Origin of the sequence: Microbispora sp. H10670 (assembly GCF_014161385.1) — a bacterium.
Classification (GTDB): domain Bacteria; phylum Actinomycetota; class Actinomycetes; order Streptosporangiales; family Streptosporangiaceae; genus Microbispora; species Microbispora triticiradicis.
In genome coordinates this window covers 610,013-625,264 of the sequence record NZ_JABBWW010000001.1, presented here as the reverse complement: position 1 = coordinate 625,264, position 15,252 = coordinate 610,013, and the positions used below count along the sequence as shown (strand labels likewise).

Here is a 15,252-nt window from a genome sequence, read left to right as displayed (position 1 = left end):
GACGCACGTGGACCTGCTCACCAACCCCATCAAGGACTACCCCTGGGGTTCCAGGACGGCCATCGCCGCCCTCACCGGCCGCACTGCCGCCGGACCCGAGGCGGAGATGTGGCTCGGCGCCCACCCCGCCGCCCCCTCCCGGCTGACCAGGGACGGGGCCGAGACGACGCTCACCGACGTGATCGCCGCGAACCCCGCCGGGACGCTCGGCGAGACGGTCGCGGAGCGGTTCGGCGGGCGGCTGCCGTACCTGCTGAAGCTGATCGCGGTGGAGCGGCCGCTGTCGCTGCAGGTGCATCCGGACGCCGAGCAGGCCGCGGCCGGCCACGCGCGGGGCGACGCGAACTACACCGACCCGTGGCACAAGCCCGAGCTGGTCTGCGCGCTCACGCCGTTCACCGGGCTGGCCGGGTTCCGGCCCGCCGAGCAGTCGGCGATGCTCATCGACCGGCTGCACGTCGAGCCGCTGCGGCCGGTGGTGCGGGCTCTGGGTGACGGCGACGTGCTCGGCGCGCTGCGGACGCTGCTGGAGTGGCCGGGCTCCCGCCGGAAGCTGGTCGAGTCGGTGGTGTGGGCGGCCTCGTCGGTCCACGCGCCCGACTACGCGCTCGTGACGCGGCTGGCCCGGCGGTATCCGGAGGACCCGGCCGTGCTGGCGCCGCTGCTGATGCGGCGGCACACGCTCGCCCCCGGGGAGGCGTTGTTCCTCGGGGCCGGGGTGCCGCACTGCTATCTCGACGGCTTCGCCGTGGAGGTCATGGCGTGCTCCGACAACGTGCTGCGGGCGGGCCTCACCGGCAAGCACATCGACGTGGAGGAACTGCTGCGGATCACCGACCCCGTGGCGCAGCCCGTGGTGGTGGAGCCGGACGACGGCGCGTACGTGCCGCCGGTGCCGGAGTTCCTGCTCCGCAGGATCGCGCCCGGCGCGGCCGGAGTGCTCGTCGAAGCGGCGCCCAGGATCGTGCTGTGCGTCGAAGGCGTCGTGAACGTGGGCACGACCGGGGGAGCCACCGGGGGTGGCGAGGTCAAGCTGCGTCCCGGGGAGTCCGTCTTCGTCCCCGCCTCCGAGGGACGGGTGCACATCGGCGGGGACGGCGTGGCCTTCTGCGCCGAGCCGCACATGTCTCTCACTTAGCGTGATGTTTGTCCTACGCGCCGTGAAGTGATCGCATCCGGCGGGTAGGAGCCCCTCATCGTCAAGCGCGGCCCGATGAGGGGGATCCATGGGGCGCTTCAGGATTGCCGGCGTCGTCGCGGCGCTGGTGGGTGTGGCCGGGGCCTCCGCCACGCTCTCCGGCTGCGCGACCGGCGGCGGCAAACACGCCACGCAGGCGGGCCAGGCCGGTCACCAGCGGAACAAGGTGGCCAACGAGGCGGCGCTGCGCAAGTCCGAGATGGCCGCCGCCGCCCAGGTGAAGGCCAACGAGCTGGGACAGATCCCGGTGATCATGTATCACCGGATCGTGCAGAACCCGCCTCCGGGCGACGACCGCAGCCCGAAGGACTTCCGGGACGAGCTGGAGCGGCTGGCGGCCGAGGACTACGTGCCGATCACCGCGGCCGAGTACGTCACCGGAAAGATCGACATTCCGGCGGGCAAGCACCCGGTGGTGCTGACGTTCGACGACTCCTCGCCCGCCCAGCTCACGCTCGACGGCATGGGCAACCCGGCGCCGGACTGCGCGATCGGCATCCTCATGGACGTCGCGAAGAAGCACCCGGGCTTCCGGCCGGTGGCGACCATGTATGTGATCAAGGACCTGTTCGGCAAGGCCCGTCCGGAGGAGCAGATCCAGGTCCTGCAGTGGCTCAAGGACCACAACTTCGACATCGGCAACCACACCCGCGATCACCTCAACCTGCTCGGCAAGCCGAAGGACGAGGTGGAGAAGCAGATCGCGGCGGGGCAGACGCTGATCACGTCGCTCATCAAGACGCCGCCGGTCACGCTCGCCCTGCCGTACGGCAACCAGCCGCACGAGAAGAAGTGGGCGCTGCAGGGGGCGTCCGGCGGGGTGCGCTACGACTACAAGGGCGTGTTCCTGGCCGGGTACACCCCCGCGCCGTCGCCGTTCACCAAGGACTTCGACCCTCTCAGCATCCCGCGGATCAGGTCGAAGGAGAACAAGGTCGGCGACTGCAAGAAGTTCTGCTCGATGGCCTGGCTCGACTGGCTGAAGGCCAACCCCACCGACCGGTACACCTCGGACGGCAACGCGAAGACCGTGGCCTTCCCGAAGTTCAAGGCGGCGTTCGTGGCACCGGCTTTCAAGACCAGTGTGCTGCCGTACTGAGCGGGATGAACGGGTTGTGCGGGCGGGCGACCGTGTCCCGGGGGCGGCTACCCTGCCAGCATGGAGGACGTTCCCGGACGGCCGGTCGCCGCCGTGCCCGATGAGCAGGGGCCCGCTGAGCAGGTGCCCGCCGAGCAGGACGGCCTGCGTGGTCTCACCCCGCGGCTGATCGGCCCGGAGATCGTCGCGGTCTTCGCGGTGTCGCTCGGCGCCAGCGCGCTGCTGTCGCTCATCCGCCTGGTCGGCGCGCTGACCGCGCCGAAGGAACTGGGCGACCAGCACGCCGTGCTCGTCGGCTCGCTGGCCCCCGGCCGTCCGTGGCTGGATCTCACGCTGCACCTCGCGGGGATCGCGGTGAACGTGGCCCCGGTGGGGCTCGTCGCGTACCTGCTGGCGCGGTCGGGCGAGTCCATGCGGACGATCGGGGCCGACTGGCGGGAGCCGGGCCGCGACACGCTGCGCGGCGCCGCGCTGGCGGCCGTGATCGGCGGCACGGGGCTGGTGTTCTACCTGTTCGCCTTCAGGTCCGGGATCAACCTCAACGTCGTCCCGGACAGCCTGCCGGACGCCTGGTGGCGGGTTCCCGTCCTGATCGCCGAGGCCGCCCAGAACGGTGTCCTGGAGGAGGTGCTGGTCAGCGGGTATCTGCTGCACCGGCTGCGGCAGCGCGGCTGGTCGCCGTGGCGGTCGGTGGGCGCGTCGGCCGTCCTGCGCGGCTCCTACCACCTCTACCAGGGCTTCGGCGGCTTCGTCGGCAACATCGCGATGGGCGTGGTCTTCGGCCGGCTGTACCAGCGCTGGGGGCGCACGATGCCGCTGATCGTCGCGCACACGGTGATCGACGTGGTCGCCTTCGTCGGGTACGGCCTGCTGCGCGGCCGCGTCTCCTGGCTGCCCTGACCTGCCTTTCGTCCGCTGTCCGATCGGGTCGCTAATCGGGCCGAATGCGTTCTGTATGGCGCGCCTGATTGCTTTGGGCCCGATCCCGGTGCATCGTTGACGCGCCGCCGCACGTCTGGATCCCCCCGGGCAAACCGGCCAGTCCTGGCCGCATCTTCTTTCGGGGACTTCGCATTGAGACGTTCAACGGCTGACATCACATATCCGACATCTAGTTCATGTCGCTCTACGCGTCGGCCGGGCGGCCTGACCCGGCCGCCCGGCCGCGTACGTCCCGTCCACCCACCGCGGCGGCGCCGGCTCCGCGCGCACGGCGCTCCCTGCGGCGGTCCGTCCGGCAGCGTGTCCGGCAGGGCGTCCGGGCCTGTGACGGGCAGCGCCGGGTCTCCCGCCGCGCGTCCCGCTGTCCGCCCCGCTGTCCGCCCCGCCGGCCGTCCGTGCCGGGCACTCAGGCGTACGGGACCACGGCCCGCGCGGACACCGGCCCGGCGGACCACGCGGGTCTTATTACCACCGGTGCCGAGGCCGCGGTCGGACCCGTTAGGCGAGGCAGCACTGTTACGCCAGGCAGCGCAGTGAGCTGCGGACCCGGGGGTCGAGCAGGTGGTCGGCGGGCAGGCGGCCGACCGTCGCCTCCACGAACTCCTCGGGGGCGAGATCGGCGGTGAGGCCGTCCACCTGCACCTCGATCCGGCCGCAGACGGGTACGACCTGCGCCTTCGACCCGCGCTCCGCCAGCGCGAACAGGCCGACGGGGACCCGCCAGCCGAGGCGGTCCCCGGCCTCGTCCGGCGTCACCGGCGCCCCCACGTCGTCGGCGTGCGTGGCGTACTCCGAGTCGTAGTGGAAGGTCTGCAGGCCCACCGGGTACGGCCCGGCCGACGTGTGCAGGGTGCCGTCGCGGCCCAGGGCCCGCATCCGCCGGCGCGTCTCCGCGTTCTTCGTCCGCCACTCGTCGAGCACCTGCTCGACCGGCAGCCCGCGGCGCCTGCGCACGCACCATTCGTTGAAACCGTCGAAGCCGCCGCGCACGCCCTCGTGTTCGAGCATCTCGAAGAACCCGTCGATGTCGCCGTCGAGGCACGCGTGGTTGTACAGCTCCTCACCCGCGAGGTGGGCCAGCACGTCGCGGGTCGTCCAGCCCTCGCATCTGGACGGGCGGTTCCAGCCGTCGTCGTCGAGCGAGGAGAAGTAGCCGTCGAGCCGGGCGGCCTCGGTGTCGAAGATGTCGAAGGGGTCGAGCCCCGTCAGTTCGTCCCGTGCTGAGGTCGTCATGGGGAAGCCGTACCCGGCGCTCGCCCGGCATCACGCGTCCCTGCGGGTCAGCAGGACGGCGGCCACCCCGCACGGCACGGCCACCCAGGCGATCATGACTGCGAGCGCGGCGGCGGGAGAGAGCAGCGACCCGGCGACCGAGTCGGGGTTGCCGGTGCCGGCCAGCTCGCCCGCCAGGGCGCCGGGGAGCACGGAACCGAGGCGGTCGCCCCACGGGGCCGGGAGGTTGAAGGCCACGAGGGGAACGACGTACCAGACGGCCACCAGGACGGCGATCGCGGCGACGGCGGACCGCGTGATCGTGGCCAGGCCCAGCCCGAGCAGCGCGAACATCACGATGGCCAGGCTCATCGCGAGGAAGAACGGGAGCTGCCGGGTGAGCGGCTCGGCCGACTGCCCTCGGATGGCACGGTCCCCGATGATCAGCCGCCCCAGCGCGTGTGTCGCGAGGATGGCCGCGAGCCCGGCGCAGAACGCCACGACCGCGAGGACGGCCGCCTTGGCGGCCAGCACCCGCCCGCGCGACGGCATGACGGTGAACGTGCTCCTGATCATGCCGGTGGCGTACTCCCCGGAGACGGCGAGCACGCCCAGCACGGCCAGGCACAGTGAGCCGACCATGCCGGTCATGTCCGGCAGCGACGACACGGCGAGGTGGTCCCGCTGGTCGGGTGGCAGGCCGTCCCAGAGGCCCGCGGCGTACCACGCCAGCAGGGCCGTGAGGCCGACGACGACCACCACCACCCCGAGGACGACGGAGGTGGACCGGAGAGTGCGGAGCTTGAGCCACTCGGCGGCGAGCGCGTCGATCACCGGTCCGTCCTCTCACACAGGGGATCGGCGCTCACGTGGTCCGTCACGGCTTCGGTGAGCCGCAGGTAGGTCTCCTCCAGTGAGGCGGCGCGCGGCGTGATCTCGTGCACCGGGATCGCGTGCCGGGCGGCGAGGTCGCCGATCTCGACCGGGTCGAGCCCGCGCACCGACAGGCCCTCCCCTTCCGGGGCGACCGTCCCGCCCACGGCCGGCACCGCGGCCGACAGCGCGGCGGCGAGATCCGCGGCGCGCGTGCTGCGGACGAACACGTCCCGTACGCCCGTCAGGTCGCGCATGGCGGTGTCGGCGAGGAGCCGTCCGCGGCCGATGATCACCAGGTGGTCGGCGGTGAGCTCCATTTCGCTCATCAGGTGGCTCGACAGCAGCACCGTGCGCCCCTCGGCGGCGAGACCGCGCATCAGCTCGCGGATCCAGCGCACGCCGTCCGGGTCGAGGCCGTTGACCGGCTCGTCGAACAGCAGCACGCCGGGGTCGCCGAGCAGCGCGGCGGCGATGCCGAGGCGCTGCCGCATGCCGAGGGAGAACCCGGCGATCCGCTTGCGCGCCACCCCCGCGAGGCCCACCTGCTCGATCATGGAGACGACCCGATCCCGGCCGAGGCGGTTGCTGCGGGCGATCCAGCCCAGGTGGCCGAGCGGTGTGCGACCCCCCTGGACCGCCCCGGCGTCCAGGAGCGCGCCCACCTCCCGCATGGGGTGGCGGATGCGGGAGTAGAGGCGGCCCCCGACAAGCGCCTCACCGCCCGTCGGGTGGTCGAGGCCGAGGATCACCCGCATGGTCGTCGACTTGCCGGCGCCGTTCGGCCCCAGGAACCCGGTGACCCGGCCTGGTTTCACGTGGAACGTCAGCCCGTCCAAGGCGACCGTGCGGCCGAACCGTTTGGTCAGTTCTCTGACTTCGATCATGCCTCGACGGTCCCGCGCGGCGGCCCCTGTCGGCGTCGAGCCCGGGGGTGATCTTCTCGCCGTTTCTCCGACCACGGGATGACCGACCCCGGCGGGAGGCGGCCGGGGCTCCGCGCGGTCTACCGTGGGCGGGTGGACGATCCGGACGTGCGGCCGTTGTTTCCCCGGCCGCTGCGCCGTGGTGAGCTGGTCGCGCTGGACGCCCTGGCCGGCCTGGGATACGCGTTCGCGCTGTCCCTCCAGGCGGGCGTCCCGGCCGCGTGGACCACGCACGCCCTGATCGTGGCGATGACGCTGCCGGTCGCGGTCAGACGGCGGTGGCCGCTGCCGGTCTTCGGCGTCGTGCTCGCCGCGTCCGTGGCCGCGATGGCGCTCGGCGTCGTCCGCGAGCCGCTGGCCGCCGCGGCGTACGCGCTCTATCCGGTCGCGCTGACGACGCCGCGGCGCAGGTGGGAGCCGACGACGGCGATCGGTGCGCTGAGCCTGGGGGCGCTGCTGTTCACCGCGGTCGGCGGCGTGTCGGCGGACCCGGCGTCCAGACGGGTCGTGACCAGCCTGGTGCTCGGCGTGCTCGCGCTGGGCGGCGCCTGGACGGTCGGCCGGGCGGTGCGGGAACGGCGGGCGTACGCCGCGCGCGGCGCCGAACTGGGGGCCGAGCGCGCGGTCGCCGAGGAACGGCTGCGCATCGCCCGCGAACTGCACGACGTGGTCTCCCACACGCTGAGCCTCATCGGGGTGAAGGCCGGGGTGGCGGCGCACGTGGCCGACCGGCATCCGGAGGAGGCGAGGGAGGCGCTGCGGGTCATCGAGGACACCAGCAGGCGTGCCCTCGCGGAGATGCGGCAGGCGCTCGGCGTGATGCGGGACGACTTTCCCGGCCGGTCCCCGGTTCCCGGTCTCGCGGCGCTGCCGGAACTGGCGGAGCGGGCGGCCGCCGCGGGCGTGGAGGTCGACCTGGACGTGCGCGTGGTGGGCGCCCTGCCGGAGACGCTGGAACTCGCCGTCCACCGGATCGCGCAGGAGGCCCTCACCAACGTCGTGCGGCACGCGGCTCCCGCCCGGTGCCGGGTCCTGGTCGAGCGGGAGGCGGCCGAGGTGCGGGTCGAGGTGACCGACGACGGCCCGGGCCGCCGTACGCTGCCCCCGGGACCGCCCGGGCACGGGCTGATCGGCATGCGGGAGCGCGCCCTGCTGTTCGGCGGCGAGTTCACGGCCGGGCCGCGCCCGGAGGGCGGCTTCCGGGTGTCCGCCCGCCTGCCCGCCCCGTCCGCGGCGGAGCCCGCCGGAGACCCTGCCGCCGAGGTGGAGGACCTGTGACCGCACCCGAGCCGATCCGCGTGCTGCTCGCCGACGACCAGGACCTGCTGCGCGGCAGCCTGCGCCTGCTGGTCGACAGCACGCCCGGGCTGGTCGCGGTCGGCGAGGCCGGAACCGGGACGGAGGCCGTCGAACTGGCCCGGCGGGAGCGTCCCGACGTCGTCCTGATGGACGTGCGCATGCCCGGCCTGGACGGCATCGAGGCGACCCGGCGGATCTGCGCCGAGTCCTCCACGGTGAAGGTCCTGATCCTCACCACGTTCGACCTGGACGAGTACGTCTACGCGGGGCTGCGCGCGGGGGCCGGCGGCTTCCTGCTGAAGAACACCCCGCCCGCCGACCTGCTCGCGGCGATCCGCGTCATCGCGGCGGGGGAGGGACTGCTGGCGCCGAGCGTCACCCGGCGGCTGATCGCCGAGTTCGCCCGGACCACCCCGGCCGCCCCGTCCGGCCCGCGGTGGTCCGTGTCGCTGGACGGGCTCACCGGGCGGGAGCGCGAGGTGCTCACCCTCGTCGCGCGCGGCCTGTCCAACCAGGAGATCGCCGCCGCGCTGCACGTGAGCACGGCCACGGTGAAGACCCACATCGGCCACCTCATCGCCAAGCTCGGCGCGCGGGACCGGGCCCAGCTCGTCATAGCGGCCTACGAGGGCGGACTCGTCTCCGCGGCCTCCCGGCGCCCGTGACAGGGTGGACTCCGGTACGAGAGGAAGGGTGACCATGCCGGAAGTCTTCGATGTGATCGTGGTGGGTGCGGGACCCGCGGGGGAGGTCGTCGCCGGGCGCATCGCGGCGGCCGGGCTGAGCACCGTCATCGTCGAACGTGAACTGGCCGGTGGGGAGTGCTCCTACTGGGCCTGCATGCCGAGCAAGGCGCTGCTGCGGCCGGTCGACCTCGCGGGTGAGGTGAGCCGGGTCCAGGGGCTGCGGCTCGACGGCCCGATCGACGCCGGTGCCGTGCTGGCCCACCGTGACACCGTGGTCTCGAACTACGACGACTCCGGGCAGGCCAGGTGGCTCGACTCCGCGAAGGTGACGCTCGTACGCGGGGCCGGGCGGCTCACCGGCGCCCGGAGCGTGGAGGTCGCGACGGCCGACGGCGGCACGCGCACGCTCACCGCGAACCACGCCGTCGTGCTGGCGACCGGCAGCGTCCCGGTCATCCCCCCGGTCGCCGGGCTGGCCGCCGCACAGCCGTGGACGAACCGCGAGGCGACCGCCGCGCGCGCCGTGCCGGACCGGCTCGTGGTGATCGGCGGCGGAGTGGTCGCGTGCGAGATGGCGCAGGCCATGCGCGGGCTCGGGTCGCGGGAGGTGACCATGCTGGTCCGGGGCGGCGGGCTGCTCGACCGGGTGGAGCCCTTCGCCGGGGAGGCGGTGGCGCGGTCGCTGACCGAGCAGGGGGTCGACGTCCGCCTGCGTGAGAGCGCCGAGAAGGTCGAGCGGCCGGAGCCGGGCGGGGCGGTGACGGTGCGGCTGACGGGCGGAGACACGATCACGGCCGACGAGATCCTGGTCGCCACCGGACGCCGCCCCGCCATCGGCGATCTCGGCCTGGCGTCGGTGGGCCTGCCGGAGTCGCGTCCGGTGGGCGTGGACGACAGCATGCGGGCCACCGGCGTGGCCGACGGCTGGCTCTACGCGGTGGGGGACGTCAACGGCCTGGCGCCGCTCACGCACATGGGCAAGTACCAGGCGCGGATCGCGTCGGACGTGATCGTCGCCCGGGCGCGGGGCGAGGCGGACGACCGGCCCTCGATGCGCGACCGCGCGGACGGGCTCGGCGCACCCCAGGTGATCTTCACCGATCCCCAGGTGTGCGCGGTGGGCCGCACCGAGGCGCAGGCCCGTGCCGAGGGCTTCGACGTACGTGCCGTCGAGTACGAGATGGGCCAGGTGGCCGGGGGCTACCTGCTCGGCGACGGTTACGGGGGCAGGGCCAAGGCGGTGGTCGACGAGAGCCGCCGCGTGCTGCTCGGCGTGACCTTCGTGGCTCCCGGCGCGGCCGAGCTGCTGCACGCCGCGACGGTCGCGGTCGCCGCCGGGGTCACCCTGGACGACCTGTGGCACGCCGTGCCCTCCTACCCCACCGTGAGCGAGGTGTGGCTGCGCCTGCTGGAGGAGTACGGACTGTGAGACAGGCGGTGTGAGGGCCGGGGCGTGTCCCCGGCCTTTTTCATTTCATCCGGGCGGTGATTGATTTGGGTTCTATGTCGGATATCGAATAAGCGGCCCGATGCGACAGCGATGAATAATTCGGACTCCCTCATTCTGAGAGCGGCAAACACCTGGGAAAACATGGGGGCGGTCGTTTGTGTCGGCAGAACCGGGGAGATTTACCGGCTGGCAGGATGTTCCCACGGTGACACCGGGGAGGAACGTCCTCGCCGAGCTGCAATCTCGATTTCTCGAGCATCGCTGTTTGAAAGGTACAGAAATGCGTAAGCGCACGAATCTCGTCAAGGGGCTGATGGCCGGCGCGGTGCTGGCCGGAGGTGTGGTCGTGGCCGCGCCGGCGATGGCCGCGGTGGCCGCTCCGCAGGCCCAGCCGACGTGTACCACGATCACGGTCACGATCACCGACTGCCCGCCGACCGCTACGCCGACGCCGAAGGTGACGACCCTGGAGGAGCCGAGCCCGGACCCGACCTGTACGCCGACCTGCGTCGCCTGCCCGCCGATCCTCTGGAGGAGGCACCTTCTCGACGTGGCGCTCCTCGTCGACCTGGGTATCCGCATCGGCTGAGTGCGAATCAGCCGAGTGCGAATCGGCTGAATGGGAGACCGGGATCGGTGATTGCGCGGACGGCCCGTCGCGGCGCCGGTCCCGGTATCGGCCGCCGGAAGTCCGGCCGACCACGTCGGCATTCGAGCTCCGCGTATCGGGACAAGCGGTAAGTGCGGGCGGTTGACCAGATCGCGCCGGTGTCACCTGACCAGCCAGGAAATGGCTCGGACATCGCTACTGCGAGGAAGAAGAGTTGAAGAACTGCATGGGCATGCGAGTGGCGGTCAGAGTGGGCGCCGTCGTCACCGGAGGGTTCGTGGCCCTCGGCGCGGTCGTCGCCGCACCGGCGCAGGCCGTACCGGGAGACGGAGTGCCGATCACGGTGCGGCGACCCGCCGTCAGCGTCCACCCGGCCGCCCGCCACCCCCGGCACGGCAAGCGTCCGCACAAGCAGCGGCAGCCGGAGCGGCAGCGTCCCCACCAGCGGGAGCCCCAGCCTCAGCGTCCGCGGCCGAACCGCCCCTCGGCGGCCGTCCCGCCCAACACGACGGGGCCGCAGGCTCCGGGAATGCCGTCCGGCAACCAGGGCCCCGGCGGTCCGGCGATCGGCAACGGCCCCGGGTGGGCCCTGCCGCCCGTGCAGAACCTGCCGGAGGGCGAGGACGTGCCGATCTTCACGACGCCGGAGCGGCTTCCGGCGCCCGACGTCCCGGAGATCGTCGTGCCTCCGGTGCAGAACGTCGTACACGTTCCCCACGTCTCGCAGACCCCCAGCCCGCCGGCGAAGCCGCCGGTCACGCCGCCCGTGAAGGTGTCCAGCCCGCCGCCGGTGAGGCCACCGGTCACACCGCCCGTGAAGGTGTCCAGCCCGCCGCCCGCGAAGCCGACCGACCCGCCGTCCGTGACGCGGTCCGGCCCGGCGCCCGGCAGGCCATGCACCTGCACCAGCACATCTTGCGTGACGTGCTGCACCACCTGCGCCTACGAGGACGACCCGCTCCTGCGGCTCGGGCTCGCCGTGGACGCGGGGCTGCAGGTGGGACTTCCCCTGCTGAGCCTGGGCGGCCTGTTGTAACGAGGCAGGCGTCCATCTCAGGCAAGACCTCACCCGGTCGCGGCCTCCGGTTCAGCCCGGCCGGGTGACCACGGCGGGCCGGCGCGGGTCCTCGACGCGGACGACCACGTCGGCGGCCCGCGCCGGGCCCGTCTCGCGTTCGTACCGTTCGTAGGCGGGCAGCGTCCAGTGCTCCTCGGGCGGTGTGCGGCGCGCCAGCGCGGCCGGCGACAGGGACAGGTGGATCGTCAGGTCGAAGGGCAGGCTGCGGCCGAGCAGCAGCGCGCCGTCCACCAGCGCCACCCCGCCCGGCGGCAGCGTGACGTAGCCGGCCCGGGTGGCCCGGTCCCGCACGCTGTCCCACAGCGAGGGCAGCACCCGCCCGTCACCGCCCGGCTCCAGCGGCCCCAGCACCTCGCGGACGAGGCCGGCCGCGTCCAGCCACTCGTCGTGGAACACGTCGGGGTCGGTCCGGCCGAACTCCAGCCGCAGCGACGCGGGGCGCAGGAAGCCCGACGCGGGCGCCCGCAGGACCTCCCTGCCGCGCAGGCGCAGCGGGCCGGCCAGGGCGTCGGCCAGCGGTCCCGGCCCGGCGGCGGGAGCGCCGTCCACCGCGACGCGCACCCACGCGTCGCGCGGCCGGGCGGCGATCAGATCCGCCAGTTCCTCCACGAGCAGGGACGGGGACACGGGACGGGCGAGCACCCGTCCATCATCCGCCACCCCCCGGCGGCCCGCGGACACCGGCGTCCTGCGCGGTGCCGCGGTCAGCGGTTGAGCCTGCGGCCGGAGATCTGCTCGGGGGCCATCACGATGAAGTGGTCGCGGGTCCCGGGCACCCAGGGCGACAGCGGCAGCGCCGACAGGCGGTCGATCTCCTCGGGTTCCGACACCGCGCGGGCGTGCCCCACCGCGGTCACCGACCAGCCCGTACGGAACGTCGCGTCGAACTCGTCGGCCTCGAAGGCGACGACGGCGTTCCGCGCCGCCGCGGCGAGCTTGGAACCCGCGGCGGTGCGGATGACGATGTTCCCGTCGAGCAGGCAGAAGTTGACCGGCTGGACGGCGGGGAGGGCCCGGTCGGTGAAGACGATCCTGCCGATGGGGGTGGAGGCCAGCAGGTTCAGACATTCCCCTCCCGGGAGAATCTCAAGGCCGGCCGAGTCGAGCTTCATGTCTGCAAGCCTGCGTGATCGGCCCGCCGGCGGGTTAGGGACGAAGGTCCCGTCATCGCCGTCGATCGGCCTCCCGCCGCGATCCGGGCGGGTGTCACCCCCGGGGATGGAGGCGGCGGAGGGCGTCGCGGATCCTGCCGCCGAGCGGCACCCGCCGCCGGGGCTGGGCCTCCCGGGCGTCACGCAGTTCGGCGAGGGCCGTGGCCGCGTCCGGACGCTTCGCGGGGGTGAGGTCACGCATCCGCCGTACGAGGTCCATGACCTCCGGGGCGACCCCCGCGGCGGCCGGCTCGGCGTCCATGCCGGGCATGGGGAGCTCGCCCGTCAGCAGCTGGAAGGCGATGACCCCGGCCGAGTAGACGTCCGAGGCGGGGGTCATCCGGTCGGGCCGTGCCCGGCACTCGGGGGCGACGTAGTGGACGTCGAGGATGTTGGGGAGCTCGTTGGCGACGGTGTGCTTGCGCGGGCCGGGCTTGGCGTAGTCGAAGCCGGTCAGCATGGCGTTGCCGTCGTCCGCCACGAGCACGCAGGCGGGGGTGAGCGCCCGGTGGATGACCTTGTTGGCGTGGACGTGGGCGAGGCCGTCCAGCATGTCCTCCAGTACGGCGAGCTTGGCGCCGATGTCCAGCCCGCGCCCGGTCAGATGCAGGTGCAGGGCCTGCCCGTGGACGTCGTCGAGCACGAGCACGAACCGGCTCTCGTCGTCGATGGCGAAGAAGTCCCGCGAGCGTACGACACAGGGATGCGGCGGGATCTTGGCGAGCGCCTGGTAGGCGTTGGCGATGCGGCGCTGTTCGGCGACCCGCCGCTGCTGCTCGGCCATCGGGTCGGCGCGGTAGACGCGCAGCAGCACGGTCCCGCTGGTCGGCGCGGTCGCGTTGACGGCGCGATACTCGGTGACGCGGCTGTCGCCGCCGAGTTGTTCCTCCACCTCCCAGTTGCCGAACCGCGGCGGGGCGGTGGGCCGGCGCACGGTACCGTTCAGCGCCTCGATGATCGCGGTCCGGTACGGCGTGGCGTCCCGGCTGCACCCGTGCCTGACCCGGGACACGTCGCTGAGCATGGGAACGAGCCCGGCGATCGTCGTGACGTGCCGGGCGTCGCGCCCGCTGGGATCGACGAGGACGGCTCCCGGGGCGGTCAGCACCACGACGTTGTCGACGTACAGCCGTTCGAGCTCGCGGTGCTCGTCGATCAGCAGGCCCTTCAGCGCCCGCGCGGTGCCGCGCAGCTTGGCCACCGGCGAGCCGAACGCCTCGCGGTGCTGGGGGAACCACCGGTTGCCCGACACCTCGAACCGGCCCCGGGCGCCCTTCACGTCGATCACGACGAGCGAGTGGCCGGTCAGCACGACCACGTCCACCTCGAACAGGTCGGCGCCGCGCGGCACCTCGATGTTGTGCAGCAGCAGCCAGTCGTCAGGCGCGTTGTCCCGCAGGTGGGCGATGACCCGTCGCTCGGCGTCATTGACGGGGCGTCCGCCACCGACGATCTGAGCCATCTCTGCTGTTCCGCCTCTCTGACCACTATGAGAACTTAATCCTCCTAGGTAGCGGTATTCCCGCGCCACCACTGATTCCCCCGCATTGTCCCAGGGGAAATCTGGAGCTCCCGCATCCTCTCGGTCGCCCTGGTGCATGATCGCGCCTCCGCCGGGGATGGGGCTATCGCGACCTTTGTGGCGGTTTGTCGCGAAGGGTGTCAGGAAACGGAGAGCTTCATGCGAGTTGTCGTGGTTGGCGCGAGCGGGAACGTCGGGACCAGCGTGCTCACCGCCCTGGAGTCCGAGCCGAGCGTGACCTCGATCGTCGGAGTGGCCCGGCGGATGCCGGACTGGTGCCCGGCGAAGACCGAGTGGCGGACGGCCGACGTCTTCCGGGACGACCTCGGCCCGATCATGACCGGGGCCGACGCCGTGGTGCACCTCGCCTGGCTGTTCCAGCCCACCCACGATCCCGTCACCACCTGGAACGCCAATGTGATCGGCAGCATGCGCGTCTTCGCCGCGGCCGCCCGGGCCGGGGTGTCGGTCCTCGTCCACTCGTCGTCCGTGGGGGCGTACTCGCCGGGGCCGAAGGACCCGCCCGTCGACGAGTCCTGGCCGACCCACGGCTGGCCGAACGCCGCCTACGCCCGGGAGAAGGCGTACGTCGAGCGGGTGCTCGACGTCTTCGAGCGCGACCACCCGGACATCCGGGTCGTGCGGATGCGCCCCGGTTTCATCTTCAAGGAGGAGGCCGCGACCGAGCAGCGGCGGCTGTTCGCCGGTCCGTTCCTGCCGCAGCGGCTGGTGCGGCCGGGGACGATCCCGTTCGTGCCGGACATGCCCCGCCTGCGGTTCCAGGCGCTGCACTCGCTGGACGCCGGCGAGGCGTTCCGCCTGGCGCTCACCCGCGACGTGCGGGGCGCGTTCAACCTCGCCGCCGACCCGGTCGTCGACCCCGCCGTGCTCGCGGACCTCCTCGGCGCGCGGCGGGTGCCGGTCCCGGCCACGCTGGTACGTACGGCGGTCGCGGCGGGCTGGCACCTGCGGCTGATCCCGGCCTCGCCGGGCCTGGTGGAGATGGCCCTGCAGATCCCGATCATGGACATCACCCGGGCCCGTGAGGAGCTGGGCTGGCGGCCCCGCCACACCGCCGTGGACGCCCTGCGCGCCGTACTGGAGGGCATGCGGCGCGGGGCGGGCATGGGCACCCCGCCGCTCGCCCCGGACTCGGGCCGGGGACGGATCAAGGAAGTGACGACGGGTGTGGGCATCCGGCCCTGA

General features: G+C 73.0%; 15 protein-coding genes. 9 read left to right on the top strand and 6 right to left on the bottom strand.

The genetic code is table 11. The features are described 5' to 3' along the window. Positions 1–7: 7 nt before the first annotated feature. From manA to HHX33_RS02980, 3 genes are all read left to right on the top strand, one after another. On the top strand, positions 8–1,138 hold the full coding sequence (gene manA / locus HHX33_RS02990; RefSeq protein WP_182873164.1) for a mannose-6-phosphate isomerase, class I: 1,131 nt from the start codon (positions 8–10) through the stop codon (positions 1,136–1,138). 88 nt (positions 1,139–1,226) lie between these two features. Beyond that, positions 1,227–2,297 carry a polysaccharide deacetylase family protein gene (locus HHX33_RS02985; RefSeq protein ID WP_182873162.1) on the top strand — a complete coding sequence of 357 codons (1,071 nt, stop codon included), beginning with the start codon at positions 1,227–1,229 and terminating at the stop codon, positions 2,295–2,297. A 60-nt stretch (positions 2,298–2,357) separates the two neighbouring features. Further along, positions 2,358–3,197 (top strand): CPBP family intramembrane glutamic endopeptidase, encoded by an 840-nt coding sequence (locus HHX33_RS02980; RefSeq protein WP_111697639.1) that lies wholly within the window; start codon positions 2,358–2,360, stop codon positions 3,195–3,197. A gap of 558 nt (positions 3,198–3,755) precedes the next feature. Here the strand turns inward: HHX33_RS02980 and HHX33_RS02975 are convergent. Genes HHX33_RS02975 through HHX33_RS02965 form a run of 3 tightly spaced genes read right to left on the bottom strand, consistent with a single transcriptional unit; the run spans position 3,756 to position 6,211 of the window. Continuing rightward, the gene (locus HHX33_RS02975) at positions 3,756–4,472 is read right to left on the bottom strand and encodes a maleylpyruvate isomerase family mycothiol-dependent enzyme (protein WP_182873160.1); all 717 of its coding nucleotides are present in this window, start codon (positions 4,470–4,472) and stop codon (positions 3,756–3,758) included. 30 nt (positions 4,473–4,502) lie between these two features. Continuing rightward, a complete protein-coding gene (locus HHX33_RS02970) occupies positions 4,503–5,285 on the bottom strand; it encodes an ABC transporter permease subunit (RefSeq protein ID WP_182873159.1) in 783 nt (260 codons plus the stop codon). Then, positions 5,282–6,211: an ABC transporter ATP-binding protein gene (locus HHX33_RS02965; protein ID WP_182873158.1), complete on the bottom strand. Its 930-nt coding sequence runs from the start codon at positions 6,209–6,211 to the stop codon at positions 5,282–5,284. Before HHX33_RS02965 ends, HHX33_RS02970 begins: the two co-directional genes overlap by 4 nt. 132 nt (positions 6,212–6,343) lie before the next feature. Here HHX33_RS02965 and HHX33_RS02960 point away from each other — a divergent pair, with 132 nt between their 5' ends. The 5 genes from HHX33_RS02960 to HHX33_RS02940 all read left to right on the top strand — a co-directional run bounded on the left by HHX33_RS02960 (position 6,344) and on the right by HHX33_RS02940 (position 11,331). Then, positions 6,344–7,528, top strand: coding sequence for a sensor histidine kinase (locus HHX33_RS02960; RefSeq protein WP_220501392.1), 1,185 nt, complete (start codon positions 6,344–6,346; stop codon positions 7,526–7,528). Further along, positions 7,525–8,214 carry a response regulator gene (locus HHX33_RS02955; protein ID WP_182873156.1) on the top strand — a complete coding sequence of 230 codons (690 nt, stop codon included), beginning with the start codon at positions 7,525–7,527 and terminating at the stop codon, positions 8,212–8,214. The genes HHX33_RS02960 and HHX33_RS02955 overlap by 4 nt, the downstream gene beginning before the upstream one ends. A 34-nt stretch (positions 8,215–8,248) precedes the next feature. Continuing rightward, positions 8,249–9,664, top strand: a complete 1,416-nt coding sequence (locus HHX33_RS02950) for a dihydrolipoyl dehydrogenase family protein (protein WP_182873155.1) — start codon at positions 8,249–8,251, stop codon at positions 9,662–9,664. Between the two features lie 301 nt (positions 9,665–9,965). Beyond that, positions 9,966–10,274 carry a hypothetical protein gene (locus tag HHX33_RS02945; RefSeq protein ID WP_111697644.1) on the top strand — a complete coding sequence of 103 codons (309 nt, stop codon included), beginning with the start codon at positions 9,966–9,968 and terminating at the stop codon, positions 10,272–10,274. A 247-nt stretch (positions 10,275–10,521) separates the two neighbouring features. Then, positions 10,522–11,331: a hypothetical protein gene (locus HHX33_RS02940; RefSeq protein WP_182873154.1), complete on the top strand. Its 810-nt coding sequence runs from the start codon at positions 10,522–10,524 to the stop codon at positions 11,329–11,331. A 51-nt stretch (positions 11,332–11,382) separates the two neighbouring features. Here HHX33_RS02940 and HHX33_RS02935 read toward each other — a convergent pair whose 3' ends face one another. The 3 genes from HHX33_RS02935 to HHX33_RS02925 all read right to left on the bottom strand — a co-directional run bounded on the left by HHX33_RS02935 (position 11,383) and on the right by HHX33_RS02925 (position 13,986). After that, positions 11,383–12,015 carry a uridine kinase gene (locus tag HHX33_RS02935; protein ID WP_182873153.1) on the bottom strand — a complete coding sequence of 211 codons (633 nt, stop codon included), beginning with the start codon at positions 12,013–12,015 and terminating at the stop codon, positions 11,383–11,385. A 62-nt stretch (positions 12,016–12,077) separates the two neighbouring features. Then, on the bottom strand, positions 12,078–12,485 hold the full coding sequence (locus HHX33_RS02930; RefSeq protein ID WP_111697647.1) for a pyridoxamine 5'-phosphate oxidase family protein: 408 nt from the start codon (positions 12,483–12,485) through the stop codon (positions 12,078–12,080). A gap of 94 nt (positions 12,486–12,579) precedes the next feature. Next, the gene (locus HHX33_RS02925; protein WP_182873152.1) at positions 12,580–13,986 is read right to left on the bottom strand and encodes a methylation-associated defense system protein kinase MAD6; all 1,407 of its coding nucleotides are present in this window, start codon (positions 13,984–13,986) and stop codon (positions 12,580–12,582) included. A gap of 219 nt (positions 13,987–14,205) precedes the next feature. Here HHX33_RS02925 and HHX33_RS02920 point away from each other — a divergent pair, with 219 nt between their 5' ends. Beyond that, complete coding sequence (locus HHX33_RS02920; RefSeq protein WP_111697649.1) at positions 14,206–15,252, top strand: NAD-dependent epimerase/dehydratase family protein; 1,047 nt, start codon at positions 14,206–14,208, stop codon at positions 15,250–15,252.

What these genes read in the sequence shown, in the direction of transcription:
- HHX33_RS02925 (WP_182873152.1), bottom strand. Translation starts at nt 13,986, where the DNA reads ATGGCTCAGATCGTCGGTGGCGGACGCCCCGTCAATGACGCCGAGCGA.
- HHX33_RS02930 (WP_111697647.1), bottom strand. Translation starts at nt 12,485, where the DNA reads ATGAAGCTCGACTCGGCCGGCCTTGAGATTCTCCCGGGAGGGGAATGT.
- HHX33_RS02975 (WP_182873160.1), bottom strand. Translation starts at nt 4,472, where the DNA reads ATGACGACCTCAGCACGGGACGAACTGACGGGGCTCGACCCCTTCGAC.
- HHX33_RS02950 (WP_182873155.1), top strand. Translation starts at nt 8,249, where the DNA reads ATGCCGGAAGTCTTCGATGTGATCGTGGTGGGTGCGGGACCCGCGGGG.
- HHX33_RS02965 (WP_182873158.1), bottom strand. Translation starts at nt 6,211, where the DNA reads ATGATCGAAGTCAGAGAACTGACCAAACGGTTCGGCCGCACGGTCGCC.
- HHX33_RS02980 (WP_111697639.1), top strand. Translation starts at nt 2,358, where the DNA reads ATGGAGGACGTTCCCGGACGGCCGGTCGCCGCCGTGCCCGATGAGCAG.
- HHX33_RS02945 (WP_111697644.1), top strand. Translation starts at nt 9,966, where the DNA reads ATGCGTAAGCGCACGAATCTCGTCAAGGGGCTGATGGCCGGCGCGGTG.
- HHX33_RS02985 (WP_182873162.1), top strand. Translation starts at nt 1,227, where the DNA reads ATGGGGCGCTTCAGGATTGCCGGCGTCGTCGCGGCGCTGGTGGGTGTG.
- HHX33_RS02940 (WP_182873154.1), top strand. Translation starts at nt 10,522, where the DNA reads ATGGGCATGCGAGTGGCGGTCAGAGTGGGCGCCGTCGTCACCGGAGGG.
- HHX33_RS02920 (WP_111697649.1), top strand. Translation starts at nt 14,206, where the DNA reads ATGCGAGTTGTCGTGGTTGGCGCGAGCGGGAACGTCGGGACCAGCGTG.